Origin of the sequence: Parageobacillus thermantarcticus, from assembly GCF_900111865.1 — a bacterium.
Lineage (GTDB): Bacteria > Bacillota > Bacilli > Bacillales > Anoxybacillaceae > Parageobacillus > Parageobacillus thermantarcticus.
On record NZ_FOJS01000014.1, the window covers coordinates 47234 to 62351 of the forward strand.

At 43.7% G+C, this 15118-nt stretch carries 15 protein-coding genes and 1 pseudogene; 9 read left to right on the forward strand and 7 right to left on the reverse strand.

The window, feature by feature from the left end; translation table 11 throughout:
- Positions 1–39: 39 nt before the first annotated feature.
- Positions 40–1455: a PTS system trehalose-specific EIIBC component gene (gene treP / locus BM278_RS08955; RefSeq protein WP_090949082.1), complete on the reverse strand. Its 1416-nt coding sequence runs from the start codon at positions 1453–1455 to the stop codon at positions 40–42.
- Between the two features lie 245 nt (positions 1456–1700).
- Between treP and BM278_RS08960 the strand changes: the two genes are divergently transcribed.
- Positions 1701–2384, forward strand: a complete 684-nt coding sequence (locus BM278_RS08960; protein WP_090949084.1) for a MerR family transcriptional regulator — start codon at positions 1701–1703, stop codon at positions 2382–2384.
- A 37-nt stretch (positions 2385–2421) separates the two neighbouring features.
- Here BM278_RS08960 and BM278_RS08965 read toward each other — a convergent pair whose 3' ends face one another.
- From BM278_RS08965 to BM278_RS08985, 5 genes are all read right to left on the reverse strand, one after another.
- Positions 2422–2787 (reverse strand): PilZ domain-containing protein, encoded by a 366-nt coding sequence (locus BM278_RS08965; protein WP_090949085.1) that lies wholly within the window; start codon positions 2785–2787, stop codon positions 2422–2424.
- On the reverse strand, positions 2784–5228 hold the full coding sequence (parC, locus tag BM278_RS08970) for a DNA topoisomerase IV subunit A (RefSeq protein WP_090949087.1): 2445 nt from the start codon (positions 5226–5228) through the stop codon (positions 2784–2786). Before parC ends, BM278_RS08965 begins: the two co-directional genes overlap by 4 nt.
- Positions 5228–7198, reverse strand: coding sequence for a DNA topoisomerase IV subunit B (gene parE / locus BM278_RS08975; protein ID WP_090949088.1), 1971 nt, complete (start codon positions 7196–7198; stop codon positions 5228–5230). The genes parC and parE overlap by 1 nt, the downstream gene beginning before the upstream one ends.
- A gap of 156 nt (positions 7199–7354) precedes the next feature.
- Positions 7355–7774, reverse strand: coding sequence for a CoA-binding protein (locus BM278_RS08980; protein WP_090949090.1), 420 nt, complete (start codon positions 7772–7774; stop codon positions 7355–7357).
- A gap of 92 nt (positions 7775–7866) precedes the next feature.
- Positions 7867–9927 (reverse strand): thioredoxin domain-containing protein, encoded by a 2061-nt coding sequence (locus BM278_RS08985; RefSeq protein ID WP_090949092.1) that lies wholly within the window; start codon positions 9925–9927, stop codon positions 7867–7869.
- Positions 9928–10086: 159 nt separating this feature from the next.
- Between BM278_RS08985 and BM278_RS08990 the strand changes: the two genes are divergently transcribed.
- The 8 genes and pseudogenes from BM278_RS08990 to BM278_RS19240 all read left to right on the forward strand — a co-directional run bounded on the left by BM278_RS08990 (position 10087) and on the right by BM278_RS19240 (position 14464).
- Entirely contained in the window at positions 10087–10497 is a 411-nt protein-coding gene (locus BM278_RS08990) for a ferritin-like domain-containing protein (protein ID WP_167359608.1), read from the forward strand.
- A gap of 766 nt (positions 10498–11263) precedes the next feature.
- Positions 11264–11998, forward strand: coding sequence for a DUF6426 family protein (locus tag BM278_RS09000; protein ID WP_090949097.1), 735 nt, complete (start codon positions 11264–11266; stop codon positions 11996–11998).
- Between the two features lie 139 nt (positions 11999–12137).
- Entirely contained in the window at positions 12138–12395 is a 258-nt protein-coding gene (locus BM278_RS09005) for a hypothetical protein (RefSeq protein ID WP_090949098.1), read from the forward strand.
- 147 nt (positions 12396–12542) lie between these two features.
- Positions 12543–12812, forward strand: a complete 270-nt coding sequence (locus BM278_RS09010) for a hypothetical protein (protein ID WP_090949100.1) — start codon at positions 12543–12545, stop codon at positions 12810–12812.
- A gap of 92 nt (positions 12813–12904) precedes the next feature.
- Positions 12905–13375 (forward strand): transposase family protein, encoded by a 471-nt coding sequence (locus tag BM278_RS09015; protein WP_090949101.1) that lies wholly within the window; start codon positions 12905–12907, stop codon positions 13373–13375.
- Between the two features lie 37 nt (positions 13376–13412).
- Positions 13413–13541: pseudogene (locus BM278_RS19230) on the forward strand (hypothetical protein); the annotation flags it as partial.
- Between the two features lie 156 nt (positions 13542–13697).
- A complete protein-coding gene (locus BM278_RS19235; RefSeq protein ID WP_244151137.1) occupies positions 13698–14018 on the forward strand; it encodes a hypothetical protein in 321 nt (106 codons plus the stop codon).
- Positions 14003–14464: a transposase gene (locus BM278_RS19240; protein ID WP_244151138.1), complete on the forward strand. Its 462-nt coding sequence runs from the start codon at positions 14003–14005 to the stop codon at positions 14462–14464. The genes BM278_RS19235 and BM278_RS19240 overlap by 16 nt, the downstream gene beginning before the upstream one ends.
- Positions 14465–14869: 405 nt before the next feature.
- Here the strand turns inward: BM278_RS19240 and BM278_RS09025 are convergent.
- Positions 14870–15118: ATP-binding protein (locus BM278_RS09025; protein ID WP_167359609.1), on the reverse strand; the 249-nt coding region annotated here is incomplete at its 5' end.

The window sequence follows — 15118 nt, forward strand, 5'->3', positions numbered from 1 at the left end:
ATGTCAAATTGATTATTTGGAACATAGTTTTATTTTCCATTAACGGCTCTCTTTGCGGAACTTGCCAAATACAAACGTTAAGATAAACGGTACGATGATGGCGATCGCCATTCCGATAAAGAACGGCACCCATTTTTGCGGCACGATCGACAAAAATCCTGGCAAACCGCCAACGCCAATCGACGGCGCGATCACTTTATTAATCGTAATAAACATTCCGGCAAGCGCCGCTCCAGCCATTGCCGAAATAAACGGATAGCGGAAACGCAAATTTACCCCAAACATCGCCGGTTCCGTAATGCCAAGATAAGCCGACACCGCAGACGTGAAAGAAAGGCCTTTTAATTTTTCATCTTTGGCGACAAACATCATCGCTAATGCCGCAGAGCCTTGGGCGATGTTTGACATGACAAGAATTGGCCATAAGAACGTACCGCCTGTGCTTGCAATCAATTGCAAGTCGACCGGTAAAAACGTATGGTGCATTCCTGTGACGACAAGCGGTGCGTACAACGCGCCATACAAAAAGCCGCCAATCGCCGGAACATTATCAAAAATGCTAACAAATACATGCGTAATCGCGTTTCCGATTGCGAACGTAATCGGACCAATTGCAATAAATGCTAAAAATCCCGTGATTAATAACGCAATCGGCGCGACAAGCAACAATTGAAACGCATCCGGTATGCGCTTGCGCAAAAATTGTTCGATTTTCGCAAGAACGTAAGCGGCGACAAGCACCGGCAGCACTTGGCCTTGATACCCGACTTTTTGTACTTCAAATCCGAATAAATTCCAAATAGGAATTTCGCCTTTTTCTTTCGCAGCTCCCCATCCCCATGCGTTTAGCAAATCAGGATGAACGAGCATCAAACCGAGGACAATCCCCAACAGCGGACTTCCGCCAAACTTCGTCACCGCCGACCAGCCGATTAAACCAGGCAAGAAGACGAACGCCGTATTGGCAATAAGGTTGATCATGTTGGCGAGATCTGCCCATTCTTTGTGCACTTCGACAAACGATTTGCCTTCATAAAAAATATCCGGACCCGTTAAAATGTTGTTAATTCCCATCAACAAACCGGCCGTCACAATCGCCGGTAAAATCGGGATAAAAATATCCGCTAATGTTTTAATCGCGCGCTGCAGCGGGTTTAACTTCGCTTCCGCGGCATCTTTAATTTCTTGTTTTGTCGCTCTGCCGATCCCGGTCATTTCCACCATTTCGTTATATACTTTATCGACAAGCCCTTGTCCAATCACCACTTGAAACTGACCGTTCGCAGAAAACGAGCCTTTCACAATATCCACGCTTTCCAGCGCTTCTTTATCGACTTTCCCCTCATCTTTCAACGCGAAGCGCAATCGCGTGACACAGTGGGTGGCGACGACAATATTTTCTTTTCCGCCAATCGCTTCGACAATTTTGGCGACTGATTGTTCGTAAGCCCCCATCACGAAAACCTCCCTAACTTCATAATTTAACCGCTTTCAGCAATCGTTTTCAAACTTGTATATACAAGCTGTTTTTATTTTAACTTGTATATACAAGTTCGTCAACATTTATTTTCGACATCTTTCGTCTTTTTTCGCTATCGATCACTTTTTTTGTTATATTTTGTCATTTAGCAGGAAAATAAACCATTTTCTTGGAAATAAACATATAACCATTTTGATAGAGAAAGGATGGACAAAGCGTAATGAAATCTTATACACTCCGCGAAGCCGCAAAAAAAGTGGAAGTCGCTCCGCGAATCCTAAAACAATGGGAAAAAGAATTTGCGCAATACATTACGGTTCCGCGGACAAAACAAGGAGCACGCATTTATGACGATGCGTTGTTGGAACAATTTACAAAAATTAAACAATGGTTCGCTGTGAAAAAAACGAAACATGATATTATTCAATATTTGCAGGAGGAACAACAAAACATCGGATTGGAGAGAGAAGTGATCGACGCGTCGCATCCTTTGCGTCCTGATTCTTACCACATAGCGGAACAACTGGCGAGGACGATGAAAAAAGAAATCGTTGGCGAACTGAAAAAAGAAACAACAGAAGCGGTGCAACAAGCGGTGGCAGAAATGAAAACATACATGGGTGAAATTTACGAAAACTCCGCATCTACTAAACGAGAAATTCATCGCTCACTAGCGCAATATACAAAAACACTGCAGGAAGAGACCGAAGAAATTCATGAACATCTCGACAACGTCGTTACATTTTTACAAGAAGAAAAAACGAAACGGGAAGAAGAACAAAGACGCTATGAAGAACAAATTATGGAGCGCGAAAAAGCGTTTCGCGAGCTTGTTCTTTCCTTCCGCCAAGCAGCGGCCAGCGCTAGCGTGAAACGTTCGAATAAATGGTGGAAATTTTGGTAACAAAAACAACTCGGCACATCGCCGAGTTGTTTTGATTTTACCGCTTGCGGTGAAGCGCCGCGTGTCGTTTAATCTCACTGATAAGCTTTTCTTCTTGTTCATTCGAAATCAACAGCCGCACGCCGTAATAATACGTCCGCGCAAATGGCCTCTCCCATACAATTTTTCCTAAAAAACGAAACGTCACATCATTGAGTGTAAATGTGACTTCAATCTCTTGATGATGCTCGTAAGGAATCCGCGTTGGAGTTTCCAGTTTCATTCCATGTGGGCTAATATCATGAATATGGGCGCTTTTCTCCTCGATTTCTATATATTTTTCATGATCGTGCACAAGACGAAATGTGCATGGAAGCGGCTGACCAAATTGGTAGCGAAACGCTTCTTGACGTCTAAATCTCATTTCATCTCCTCTTTCCCTAATATATTAGATGGTTGTTTCCACATATCGATCACGTTTCCCGCTTCGTCGCTATCAATAATAAAAGAACCATTGCTGTAACGGTCAGCAACGCGCAGCGAAGAAACGGAAAGCGTCTCGATCGCTCCTGTTTCTGTGCGAATAAACAACATATCATCGCCCTTATCCGTCAAAACGGAAGCAACGATGCGGTGCGGGTTTGTTTTTAACTCGCGCAGCATGACCACTCCGCGTTTGGCACGCGACGTTTTCGCAAATTCGCTCAACGGCATTTTTTTCACGGCTCCGCGCTGGGTCGCGATAACTAAATACCGCTCGTCTTCGTCGACGATGGAATGAGCGGAAACGACATAATCTCCTTCTTTTAAATTGATCCCTTTCACTCCAGCAGCGCGCACGCCGACCATATTTATTTCTGCTTCATCAAACCATAATCCGTATCCTTGATTCGTTATAAGCAATACGCTTTGTTGTCCATCCGTCGCATACACATGTATGACTTCGTCGCCTTCTTTGAGATTTATCGCGACAAGCGGCCGCGTATAGCGCTGCACTTTATATTGCGCCAGCTCCGTCCGTTTCACCATGCCCTGTTTAGTGGCAAAAATAAGGCTTAACGGTTCATCAAACCGTTTGACAGGAACAGCGGCGATAATCTCATCATCGCGGTCAAGCGGAATCAAATTGGAAATATGCTGGCCGACATCTTTCCAGCGAATATCCGGCAGCTCATAAACAGGGCAGTACAAGTAGTTGCCTTTTCTCGTGAACAATAATACTACATCGGTTGTATTTATTTCCATTTGCGAAAGCAGCCGGTCCGATTCTTTCATGCCAAAATCTTGGCCGTTTGAGGCGCTGTAGGAACGGTAGCTCGTCCGCTTCACGTACCCTTCTTTCGTCACGGTGACAATAACGTCTTCTGACGGAATCATCACTTCTAAATTAATTTTAATTTCTTCGATTTCATCTTCAATCACCGTTCTTCGTTCATCAGCATATTGCTTTTTCATCGCTTTTAATTCTTTTTTAATCACAGCAAGCAATTTCTTTTCACTATTTAAAACAGCGGTCAGTTCCTGAATCGTTTTTTCAAGCTGTTCCGCTTCTTGCTTCAACGCGGTAATATCCGTGTTCGTCAACCGGTACAATTGCAGCGACACGATCGCTTCCGCTTGCGCTTCCGTAAACTCGTATTTGGCGATTAAATTGTCTTTGGCGTCGCGCTTATCGCGGGAAGCGCGGATCGTTGCGATCACTTCGTCTAAAATGGATAAAGCTTTCATTAAGCCTTCGACAATATGCTGGCGCTCATGCGCTTTTTTCAGTTCGTACTGCGAGCGGTTTGTCACTACTTCTTTTCGGTGCTCGATATACGCGTCCAACAATTCCGGAAGGCTTAACAGCTTTGGCCGGCGCTGATGGATCGCGACCATATTAAAATTGTACGGCACTTGCAAATCGGTGTTTTTATATAAATAGTTTAAAATTCCTTCCGCATCGGCGTCTTTTTTTAGTTCAATGACGATGCGCAATCCGGTGCGGTCCGTTTCGTCGCGGACGTCGGCAATGCCGTCCAGCTTTTTATCAAAGCGAAGCTCATCGATTTTTTTGACGAGATTTGCCTTATTCACTTCATACGGAAGCTCTGTGATGATAATTTGCTTTTTCCCGCCTTTTCCTTGTTCAATCGCCGCTTTGCCGCGGATCATGATTTTTCCTTTTCCCGTTTCATACGCTTTTTTAATGCCGTCTTTTCCTTGAATAATGCCGCCCGTTGGAAAGTCGGGGCCTTGAATTACGGTCATCAGCTCATCGACCGTGCAGTTTGGCTTGTCGATGCGCATAATCACCGCATCGATGACTTCGCCTAAATGATGCGGCGGAATTTCGGTCGCGTATCCCGCCGAAATGCCGGTAGAACCATTCACCAATAAATTAGGAAACATCGCCGGCAGCACGACCGGCTCGTTCGTCGTATCGTCAAAGTTCGGGACAAATTCGACGGTCTGTTTTTCAATATCGCGCAGCAACTCCAAGGCGATTGAAGACAAGCGCGCTTCCGTGTAGCGCATCGCCGCCGGTGGATCGCCGTCAATGCTTCCGTTATTGCCGTGCATTTCAATCAATACATTGCGCAGCTTCCAATCTTGGCTCATCCGCACCATCGCCTCATAGACGGACGAATCGCCGTGCGGGTGGAAGTTTCCGATCACGTTCCCGACCGTTTTCGCTGCTTTGCGGAACGGTTTATCCGCCGTATTCCCGTCGATATACATCGCATATAAAATGCGGCGCTGCACCGGCTTTAATCCATCGCGGACATCAGGAAGCGCGCGCTCTTGAATGATATATTTGCTGTAGCGCCCAAAACGGTCGCCAAGCACGTCCTCCAGCGGCAAATCCAATAACCTTTCTGCCATCAATAATCCCCTCCTGCGACAAACACGTGCTCATTGTCTAAAATATTTGGATCGTCTTCCAATCCGAACGCAACGTTCGCCTCAATCCATTTGCGGCGCGGCTCAACTTTATCGCCCATCAGCGTCGTGACGCGGCGCTCCGCTCTTGCCGCATCTTCAATCCGTACGCGGATCAACGTGCGCGTCTCCGGGTTCATCGTCGTTTCCCACAATTGGTCGGCGTTCATTTCGCCAAGCCCTTTATAGCGCTGCACCGTATAGCCTTTGCCGAATTTTTTCGTAATTTCTTTTAGCTGCGCATCCGTCCATGCGTACTCCACGATTTCTTTTTTGCCGCTGCCTTTGCTTACTTTATAGAGCGGCGGCAGGGCGATATACACTTTTCCCGCTTCGATGAGCGGACGCATGTACCGGTAGAAAAACGTCAAAAGCAGCACTTGAATGTGCGCGCCGTCCGTGTCCGCATCCGTCATAATAATCACTTTGTCGTAGTTAATGTCATCAAGCGAAAAATCCGGCCCAACGCCCCCGCCGATCGCATGGATAATCGTGCTGATTTCCTCGTTTTTCAAAATGTCGGCAAGCTTCGCTTTTTCCGTGTTAATCACTTTTCCGCGCAGCGGCAATACAGCCTGAAAGCGGCGGTCGCGCCCTTGTTTCGCCGAACCGCCCGCCGAATCTCCTTCCACTAAATACAATTCGTTTTTTTGCGGATTGCGCGATTGTGCCGGCGTCAATTTTCCGCTTAACACCGTCTCTTTTCCTTTTCGCTTCTTCCCGCTGCGCGCTTCCTCGCGCGCTTTTCGCGCCGCTTCCCGCGCCTGATATGCCCGGATCGCTTTTTTAATCAGCATCGCGCTAACATCCGGGTTTTCTTGCAAAAAGTACGTTAAATGCTCGGACACGACCGCGTCAACGGCGGAACGGGCTTCGCTTGTCCCGAGCTTTCCTTTCGTCTGTCCTTCAAATTGCAACAAGTTCTCCGGAATTCTCACCGAGACGATTGCCGACAGCCCTTCGCGGATATCGGTGCCTTCTAAGTTTTTATCTTTTTCTTTTAATAGCCCGTTTTTGCGCGCATATTCATTAAAGACGCGCGTCATCGCTGTCTTCGCTCCGGTTTCATGCGTGCCGCCGTCTTTTGTGCGCACGTTGTTGACAAACGACAGCACGTTTTCCGAATAGCCGTCGTTAAACTGAAAGGCAAATTCGACTTCAATGCCGTTTTGCTCTCCTTCAAAATAAACGACAGGATGAAGCACATCTTTATCTTCGTTTAAATATTCGACAAACGCCTTAATCCCGTTTTCGTAATGAAACACGTCGCGCATCCCGGTCCGTTCATCGACAAGTTCGATTTTTAACCCTTTTAACAAAAACGCCGATTCGCGCAAACGCTCGCTTAATATTTCGTAGTTAAACGTTGTCGTGCTAAAAATCGTAGGATCTGGCTTAAACTGAATGATCGTGCCTGTTTTATTCGTCGTCCCGATTTTTTCCAGCGTCGTCACCGGCTTCCCGCCGTTCTCGAAACGCTGCTGATAAATAAAGCCGTCGCGATGAATTGTCACCACAAGCCATTCCGACAGTGCGTTGACAACCGATGCGCCGACTCCGTGCAAACCGCCGCTCGTTTTATAGCCGCCTTGCCCGAACTTTCCGCCGGCGTGAAGCACCGTCAAAATCACTTCCGGCGTCGGCTTGCCGAGCTTATGCATTCCCGTCGGCATGCCGCGCCCTTCGTCAAGCACCGTAACGCTGTTATCTTTATGTATTTTGACGAGAATATAATTTCCGTAACCCGCTAACGCTTCATCAACAGAGTTGTCGACGATTTCATAAACGAGATGATGCAGGCCGCGGCTGTCGGTGCTGCCGATGTACATTCCCGGCCGCTTCCGAACCGCTTCGAGTCCTTCTAACACTTGAATCGCATCATCGTTGTATTCATATACGGATTGTTTTGTCACATACATACCCCTTTCAAACAAAACAAGAACATTTGTTTCTGTTTTATTGTAACATAAAATTCGCGAGCGTCTACGCCTATTTTACCGATTAGGACAAAATACGCAAAATTCCCTCTAAAAATGGAAATGACCATCTAAAAAGATGGTCGATTTCGCTTAATGTTGTTTCGTTAACGCGTGTTCCACTTTAATGCAGCGATCCATCACAACCGTATAGCCTTTTTCTTTCAAAAATTCATAGGCTTCTTCATTAACGACACCGAGCTGCGCCCAAAACACGTCAGCGTCGATCTGCACAAATTCACGGGCGATTTCCGGCAAATATTCGGACCGGCGAAAGACGTTCACAATATCGACATGCCCCTCAATATCCGTTAGTTTTTTCACCGCTTTGATGCCTTCCCATTCCTCGATCATCGGATTGACAGGAATAATTTCATAGCCGGCGTCTTTCATCGCCTTTGCCACCATGTACGACGTCCGCTCCGGATTGTCCGACAGCCCAACGACGGCGATACGCTTTGCTTTTCGCAAAATTTCTCCGATTTCCTCTCTGCTTGGATTGGCAATTGGCATATCCGCACTCCCCTTCATTTTCGTCTTTAACGTACTTATTCTTCGCGAATGAATAAAAATCCTGCCAACCGTTGCGAACATGGACAAAAAGATCATTCAAACAATTCCTCGGCAACGGATTCGATGTCCGTTGTCGGTTGCTGGCAGGCGAAATTTTCACACACGTACACGGTCGTTTCATCGCCAAGCGGTTCATACTCCGCCACAAACGGTGCGATGCCCGCCACATCGGCCGGATGTTCCGCCGCCAACAGAAAAACGTTTGGCGCAAACGTGTGCTGCCACTTTAGAATAAACTGCTCCCGTTTTTCGTCGCCTTGTTTGCCAAACAGCACGACCTCGGCCGTCGGCGTTTCAAGCAATAACAATCCTTGCAAGAAAAACGTATGGCCGCTTTCGTATGCTTCGACTTGACGCCGGAAAACTTTATACATCGTTTCGGCTTTTTCCAATAGCGCCAAATCGCCTGTCAGCCTTGCAAGACGAATCATCTGTACAGCGGCGACGCTATTTCCCGACGGCAGCGCGCCATCATAAATTTCTTTTTCCCGAACGATGAGCGCTTCCGCGTCGCTCCCTGTCATAAAAAACGCACCGCCCTTTTCATCCCAAAAAAGGTCAATCATTTGCTCCATACATGTTTTCGCTTTTTGCAAATACGCCAAATCCAAAGTCGCTTCATACATCTCGATATATGCCCAAACGAGATAGGCGTAGTCATCGATAATGCCGAGATGTTTCGCTTCCCCATCGCGATAGCGCACCATCAGCCGCCCGTTTTGCCAAAGGTGCGTTTCGATAAACGAAAGCGCGCGCTTTGCCATCTGTAAATAGTCGCGGCGCTCGTATACTTTTGCCGCTTTTGCCAGCGCGGCGATCATCAACGCGTTCCAAGCCGTTAAAATTTTATCATCTACATGCGGATGGACGCGCGATGAACGCTCGGCAAACAGCTGCTCCCTTGCTTCTTCCAGCTTTTCGCGCAATTCTTCTTCCGTCAGACGGTATTGTTTTGCGATACGCTCCATTTGCGCATGAATGAGGTTTGGCACATTTTTTCCAGAAAAATTTCCTTCTTCGGTAATATCGTAAACGCGGCAATACAGCTCGCCTAGTTCCGTACCGAGCGCGTTCATCACTTCATCGGGCGTCCATACATAATATTTTCCTTCCACACCTTCGGAATCGGCATCAATCGCTGAATAAAACGCACCGTCTTGCGAAGTCATTTCCCGTTGGACAAATTCGATGATTTGTTCGGCAATCTCTTTATACCGTTCGTTTTTCGTTAATTGATACGCTTCCGTATACGCGATCACTAAAAGCGCGTTATCATACAGCATTTTCTCAAAATGCGGCACAAGCCACATCGCATCGGTCGAATAGCGGGCAAACCCGTAGCCGATATGGTCATAAATCCCGCCGTTGGCCATACCGTTTAACGTTTTTTCCACCATCAAAAGCGCGCGGTCATCCCGCTTCCATTGATAATACCGCATTAAAAACATCAGCGAATGCGGAATCGGAAATTTCGGCGCGCCGCCAAACCCGCCATATACCGCGTCAAAGCTGTTCGATAGCTGCCGGTACGCTTTCTCGATCGCCGCAAACGAAAGCCGCTCCGTTCCCGAAGCGCGCGCGGACTGACGAAGCGCCTCTGTCGCTTGTTCCGCAACGTGAATAATTTCATCCGGATTTTCCTTATATTTGTCATATAGCCGCGTCAATACATCAACAAAGCCGGGACGTCCGTACCGGCTCCGTTTTGGAAAATACGTTCCCGCGTAAAACGGCTTCCCTTCCGGAGTCAAAAACACGCTGAGCGGCCAGCCGCCTTGCCCCGTCATCATCTGGCAGACGCGCATATACACGGAATCAATATCCGGTCGTTCTTCCCGGTCCACCTTAATAGATATATATTTTTCATTTAATATTTTCGCCACTTCTTCATCCTCAAAACTTTCATGCGCCATGACGTGACACCAATGGCAAGTGCTATAACCAATACTTAGAAATATTGGTTTATTTTCCTTTTTTGCTTTTTCGAACGCTTCTGGTCCCCACTCATACCAATTTACAGGATTATACGCATGTTGTAATAAATATGGGGATTTCGAATAAATTAAGCGATTTGGCTTTCGGTTTTCGTTCATCGTTTCAGCCCCTTTTGTGCTCGATAGGTTTATTTTACATCAAATTGTAGCGATTTATAAAATTATATACTCCCCTGTCTCAGTTAGGTCATTTATATCATTTTTAAGCTATATTGAATACAATTGTATTAAATTGTGCTAGAAAGGATGGGCAATAACTTGAATAATCAAAAGGCGATAGAACAAATTGTACATGGTCTTAATCTCGATTTAGCATGGGAATATGCAACTGGAATTCAATATGCTCAACATGCAAGTATGCTTAAAGGTGCTGCTTATTTTGCGGTTGCTGAAGAATTAGCAGAACATTCCAAAGATGAATTTGGCCATTCCATCGTTTTAAGCGAGCTTATTCAGTATCTTGGAGGCATCCCCACCACACAAGTAGCCTCGGTATATACTTCTATGGATAATAGAGAAATGCTACGCCAAGACTTACAAGGCGAATACGACGCAATTCGCCGCTATTTGCAACGAATCCACCAATTAGAAGCGCTTGGTATGTATGACTCTGCACAAAAAATCAGGGATATTGTGGTTACGGAACAAGAATGTTTATTGCAAAATTAAAGTGCAGAGATGTGCAAAATTTTTATGCAAATGGTTATGCAGAGGGGCTTTACATGGAGGGGCAGTCATGATAACCTGTTTGGGTTTGTCAAATCTGTTACAGCTGGCCGCTTGGCAAAAGAATCATGGCTGCAGAGGCTCCATGTCAAGCCCTCAATAGCGAGAATTCGGATTGAATTTTTATGCAATATAAACGAATTTATATACTGCAATACTCTGCACTTTTTCCTTGCAAAAAACAACCACCTCCTGAAAGGAGTGGTAATTTGTCTATTAATTTTATTTACACTTGGTTTGCATTGTTTTTTATTTTTGCCATAATGCTTGCTTTTAATCTAGTGGAATTTGCCAAGCGAACGGTTAATCCAGTGAGTAGAAATATTTCTCTATCGATATATTTCATTTCCAGTATAGGTATTATAGTCCTTTATGGAACAATCTTCTATCAATTTTTTAAAATTTTTTGGTAAAGAAAAAGAACTACTGCCCTAAAAAAATTTCCCTAGGAAAAACGGGAAGTTTTTTTTATTAGATAAAAAGATGATGATAAGAACTATTATGACAAATTTTTAAAATATTTTTAAAAAATTAGGAATATTTATTGACAATTATAGTAAGAACAAAATATAATCTAATTGTAAAATAAAGGTTAATGAGGGGATTGATGGAATACTGGTAAAACACTGTTTTATTTAGAAATGATTAGCGGATCTTATTGGCTGTTCTGCTTTGGGGGAGTATGATTTTTGTAAGGAGGAAATCAACAATGACTAAAAAATTTCTAAAATCGATACTTGCTTTTTCACTAACTTTTGGTTTGTTATTGGGAGGTAGCATCATCGCTTCCGCAGAAAATGAGAATTCAAATACTGGGTGCTTATTAAGTAATGAAGCAAATGCGACATTGAGTAAAGCTTTAGATGAAGCTAAAGAATCTAAAGTTATTAAATCCCAAAATGGAAACATGGTAGTTGAAATAACGGATCCAGAAGTGCTTAAAGAATTAGAAGCTTCTATTCCTGAGCAAGACGGGAAAAAACTAGTTGGTGTTTCAGTGGCATACACTCAAACAAAAAACTTATCTCTTTCGAAAAATAATTCTGTAGTGACTCCGCAGTGGGCAACTGGTTACTATTTAAAAAACATTCATACTGGTGAAGCATGCGGTGTTTCAATAATAAGACAATCTACTTTTAAGGGACCATCAACTGCTACATTGACTGTGAAAGAAAATGTTTCTGCTACATGGTCATCTAACACAAATATAAGTGCTTCAACGGTTTCAGCAGGATTAGGTTTTAGTGTAACAAGTTCTTACGAGGTTTCGGATACTTATCAAATTAAAGTTCCATCAGGGAAAACATATACCATAGTCGCTAGACCGTATTACCAAACTTATAATTTTGACGTTTGGTATGATCCGATTATTGGAAGTGATTATAAAGCGGGATATGGAAATGCTTCCAAACCAATCGGAGTATGCTTTTATTACTATGAATGATAATTTATAAAGAATTTTTATTGGAGTAAGTTTCTATATGAAACTTACTTCTGTTTTTTTGTGGTTAATTTGGTATAAACTTTAATATAATTAATTTATCTTGTATTGTTTATATGAACAAAAAGGAGGAAGGAGTAAAATGAATTTTTTAAAAAACCCGAACAAAATGAGGTTTATTTCATTAATAGTTGCTGTAATTGGATTGTTTTTAATTTTAAACAGCCCTAGATTAGGGAGTATTTCAACTTCATCATGGCTTCGGTCAGTAGGTGGTAGTGAGGATTCTCAGAAATATTTGCAAATGTTAGAAGGGTATATAGACTCTTATAGAGTGATAGGATCAATTTTCTTATTTACAGGTTTATTTTCCATTCTCAACAAGAATGACAACAAATAGGATGGAAAAGAAAAATTACGTTCAGATTGTAACACCATAAAATGGGGAGTTGGAAGATGATGATCCAACTCCTTTTTTTATAAAAAACATTTTTCAAAAGTATAATATAAAGAAATTTAAGCTTTAGCTTTTCTAAGGGGGTTGCTTTTGAGCTATATGAGCAACATGGCTTTATTGCAGGAACGAAAAGCTCAAAGGGTAGCCACTGTGATTTTTGAGTTTCATATGAACTCCAAACTTTTCGATGGGCTTGATGCTACAGAAAAGTTAGGAGTTTTATCTGACAAGATTTATGTTTTAAAAACACGGTTTAAAGAAAAACCTTTTGCTCAATTGATTGCCAAATATTTATTATGGACAATTGATGATTATACTAGAGAAAACCTGTTATGTCCAGAATGTTACCATAAAATGTAAATAACGATTTAAAATTGGTTCTTACGCTAATTTGGGGAGATGACTTTCTATTAACTACACTGATATAATAAAAAGAAAAGGAGTGTATGATGATGGCTCACCTTTCTTGGTCTCCTCTCAGTTCAACTATCGAACTGCTGGATATATCTGATGTCGGTAATAGTTTGCGTTTAACGGTAAAAAGCATCCGTGAGTCTTCTCCCTGTCCTGCCTGTCATCATGTTTCCTCCCGCCCGCATAGTCGGTATACACGCGTGATTCAAGATCTTCCTATCGCCGATCAGCCTGTTTCTCTTCTGCTTATTTCTCGAAAATGGTTTTGTGATTCTCCTGCTTGTCCCGTTAAAGTGTTTACAGAGCGTTATGATTGGCTGGCGCCGCATGGCCGCCGTACCCTTCGGGCAGAACACACCTTACGGCAAATTGCTTTTTCTACCAGCTGTCTCTCTGCACAAAAGGTGGCGCAATCGATCCATCTTCCTGTCAGTCATGATACGTTGTTAACCCTCATTCGGAAAACCCCTATTCCCGTAGAGGTGTCTCCCTTTCCTCGGAGTCGATGATTTTGCTTTTCGAAAAGGACATACGTATGGAACCATCATTTGCGACTTAGACAACCATCATCCTGTTGCGCTTTTACCTGATCGGCTGCCACAAACACTGACCGAATGGCTGAAACCATATTCTCATGTACAAGTGATGAGCAGGGATGGATTTACGGGATTTCGTCAGGGGATTACGAATGCCAACCCTTCCATCCTTCATGTATATGATCGGTGGCATTTTATCGGGAATGCGAAGAAGAGACTGGATTTCCTTCTTTTATCCCTCGTTCCCTCTTTGATGACATGGAGTGAACCTAACCCCTTTGTTCGTGAAATCGAAATGACCAAGGAAGAAAAAAGGAAAAAGCAGCGTCAGGCACAAAAATGGGCACTCATTCAAGAAATCCAAACAGCTCATCAATCAGGAAAGAACATTTCTAGGCTTGCGAGGGAATATGAGCTAGATCGGAAAACGGTGAAAAAATATCTCCAGATGACTACCCCGCCACTGATTCATCGGCGAAAAAGAAAAACACCGATTTCCCCATTTTTGGACCGTGTCATCGAGTTAGAAGCAAAAGGCCAAACCGTCTCCTCCATCGATTCCCTTCTCGCAAAGAAGGATATGCCGGTACGTTTTCGGCGGTGCGAACCGCCGTAGAAACGATTCGACGGAATCGGAAGAGGAATGATCCATCGACGTTGGAACCTCGTATCACAAGAAAACAGTTGTCTTATTGGATATGGTCGCCGTATCATCGACTTTCAGAAAAAGAGAAAATGAATCTGGAACAATGCCTAAAAAGGTATCCAGCTGTCCGTCCTGTCTATGAAGTGGTGCAAGAATATCGGGAAGTCGTGGATCAAAGAGATTATGACCGTTTTCTTGTTTGGCTGCGTGGTCAGCTTTCAGATTCAAAACAGCCATTTTATTCTTATGCGAAATGCTTGCGAAGCGATTTGCAGGCAGTAAAACACGCTTTTCTTCTCCCATACAGCAATGGGGTACTAGAAGGACAAATAAACCGGTTAAAAACCATTAAACGAATGATGTATGGCCGTGCTGGATTAGACTTGTTAGAAAAAAGGGTTCTCTATAGACTTTAATTATTATTTTAATAAAACAATAAAAATCTCCAACAAGGATGATAGGAAGGCATTCACCAAATATGCGTAAGAACCTTTTAAATCGTTATTGACAGTTATGCCAAGTAAAGAGAATACGGTGTATTGGCAGGTTCAAAGGGTAAGATACTGCAGCAAACTATGGAGTCACGAATTGACGTTGATATCCGGGATAATCCAAATAATAAAGAAATAATCAACAAGAACACTGTAAAATCATAACTCTAGATAAAGGCTCTGTTAAAGAATGTTGTTGATTTTTTTTTGTTAAACTAACGGGGGCAGGTTACTTGAAGAAGGATATTTTAACATCTAAAGGTGTTTTTTGCAAGCAAAAAGTGCAGAGAATTGCAAGAAAAAATACATAGGCTTGCCGGCTCAATGAATTTACCTTTCAACCGAGTGAGAAGGGAGCGACTGAACGGCAGAAAGCGCGTGCCGCAAGCGGTAGCTCTCTCCCGTAAACGCGAGAATGTGGGCGTGATGGACCAAACGATCCACCAGCGCTGCCGTCAGGCGGTTGTCCCCAAACACCCGATTCCACTGTCCAAACTCTAAATTCGATGTCACGATGACACTTTTTCGTTCATAACAATCGGCAATGATGTGAAACAGCAGTTCCGATCCCTGCTTTTG

Excerpts from the sequence above, each read along its gene's own strand:
- treP (WP_090949082.1), bottom strand. The coding sequence starts at position 1,455 with ATGGGGGCTTACGAACAATCAGTCGCCAAAATTGTCGAAGCGATTGGC.
- BM278_RS08960 (WP_090949084.1), top strand. The coding sequence starts at position 1,701 with ATGAAATCTTATACACTCCGCGAAGCCGCAAAAAAAGTGGAAGTCGCT.
- BM278_RS08965 (WP_090949085.1), bottom strand. The coding sequence starts at position 2,787 with ATGAGATTTAGACGTCAAGAAGCGTTTCGCTACCAATTTGGTCAGCCG.
- parC (WP_090949087.1), bottom strand. The coding sequence starts at position 5,228 with ATGGCAGAAAGGTTATTGGATTTGCCGCTGGAGGACGTGCTTGGCGAC.
- BM278_RS08980 (WP_090949090.1), bottom strand. The coding sequence starts at position 7,774 with ATGCCAATTGCCAATCCAAGCAGAGAGGAAATCGGAGAAATTTTGCGA.
- BM278_RS08985 (WP_090949092.1), bottom strand. The coding sequence starts at position 9,927 with ATGAACGAAAACCGAAAGCCAAATCGCTTAATTTATTCGAAATCCCCA.
- BM278_RS09000 (WP_090949097.1), top strand. The coding sequence starts at position 11,264 with ATGACTAAAAAATTTCTAAAATCGATACTTGCTTTTTCACTAACTTTT.
- BM278_RS09005 (WP_090949098.1), top strand. The coding sequence starts at position 12,138 with ATGAATTTTTTAAAAAACCCGAACAAAATGAGGTTTATTTCATTAATA.
- BM278_RS09015 (WP_090949101.1), top strand. The coding sequence starts at position 12,905 with ATGGCTCACCTTTCTTGGTCTCCTCTCAGTTCAACTATCGAACTGCTG.
- BM278_RS19235 (WP_244151137.1), top strand. The coding sequence starts at position 13,698 with ATGACCAAGGAAGAAAAAAGGAAAAAGCAGCGTCAGGCACAAAAATGG.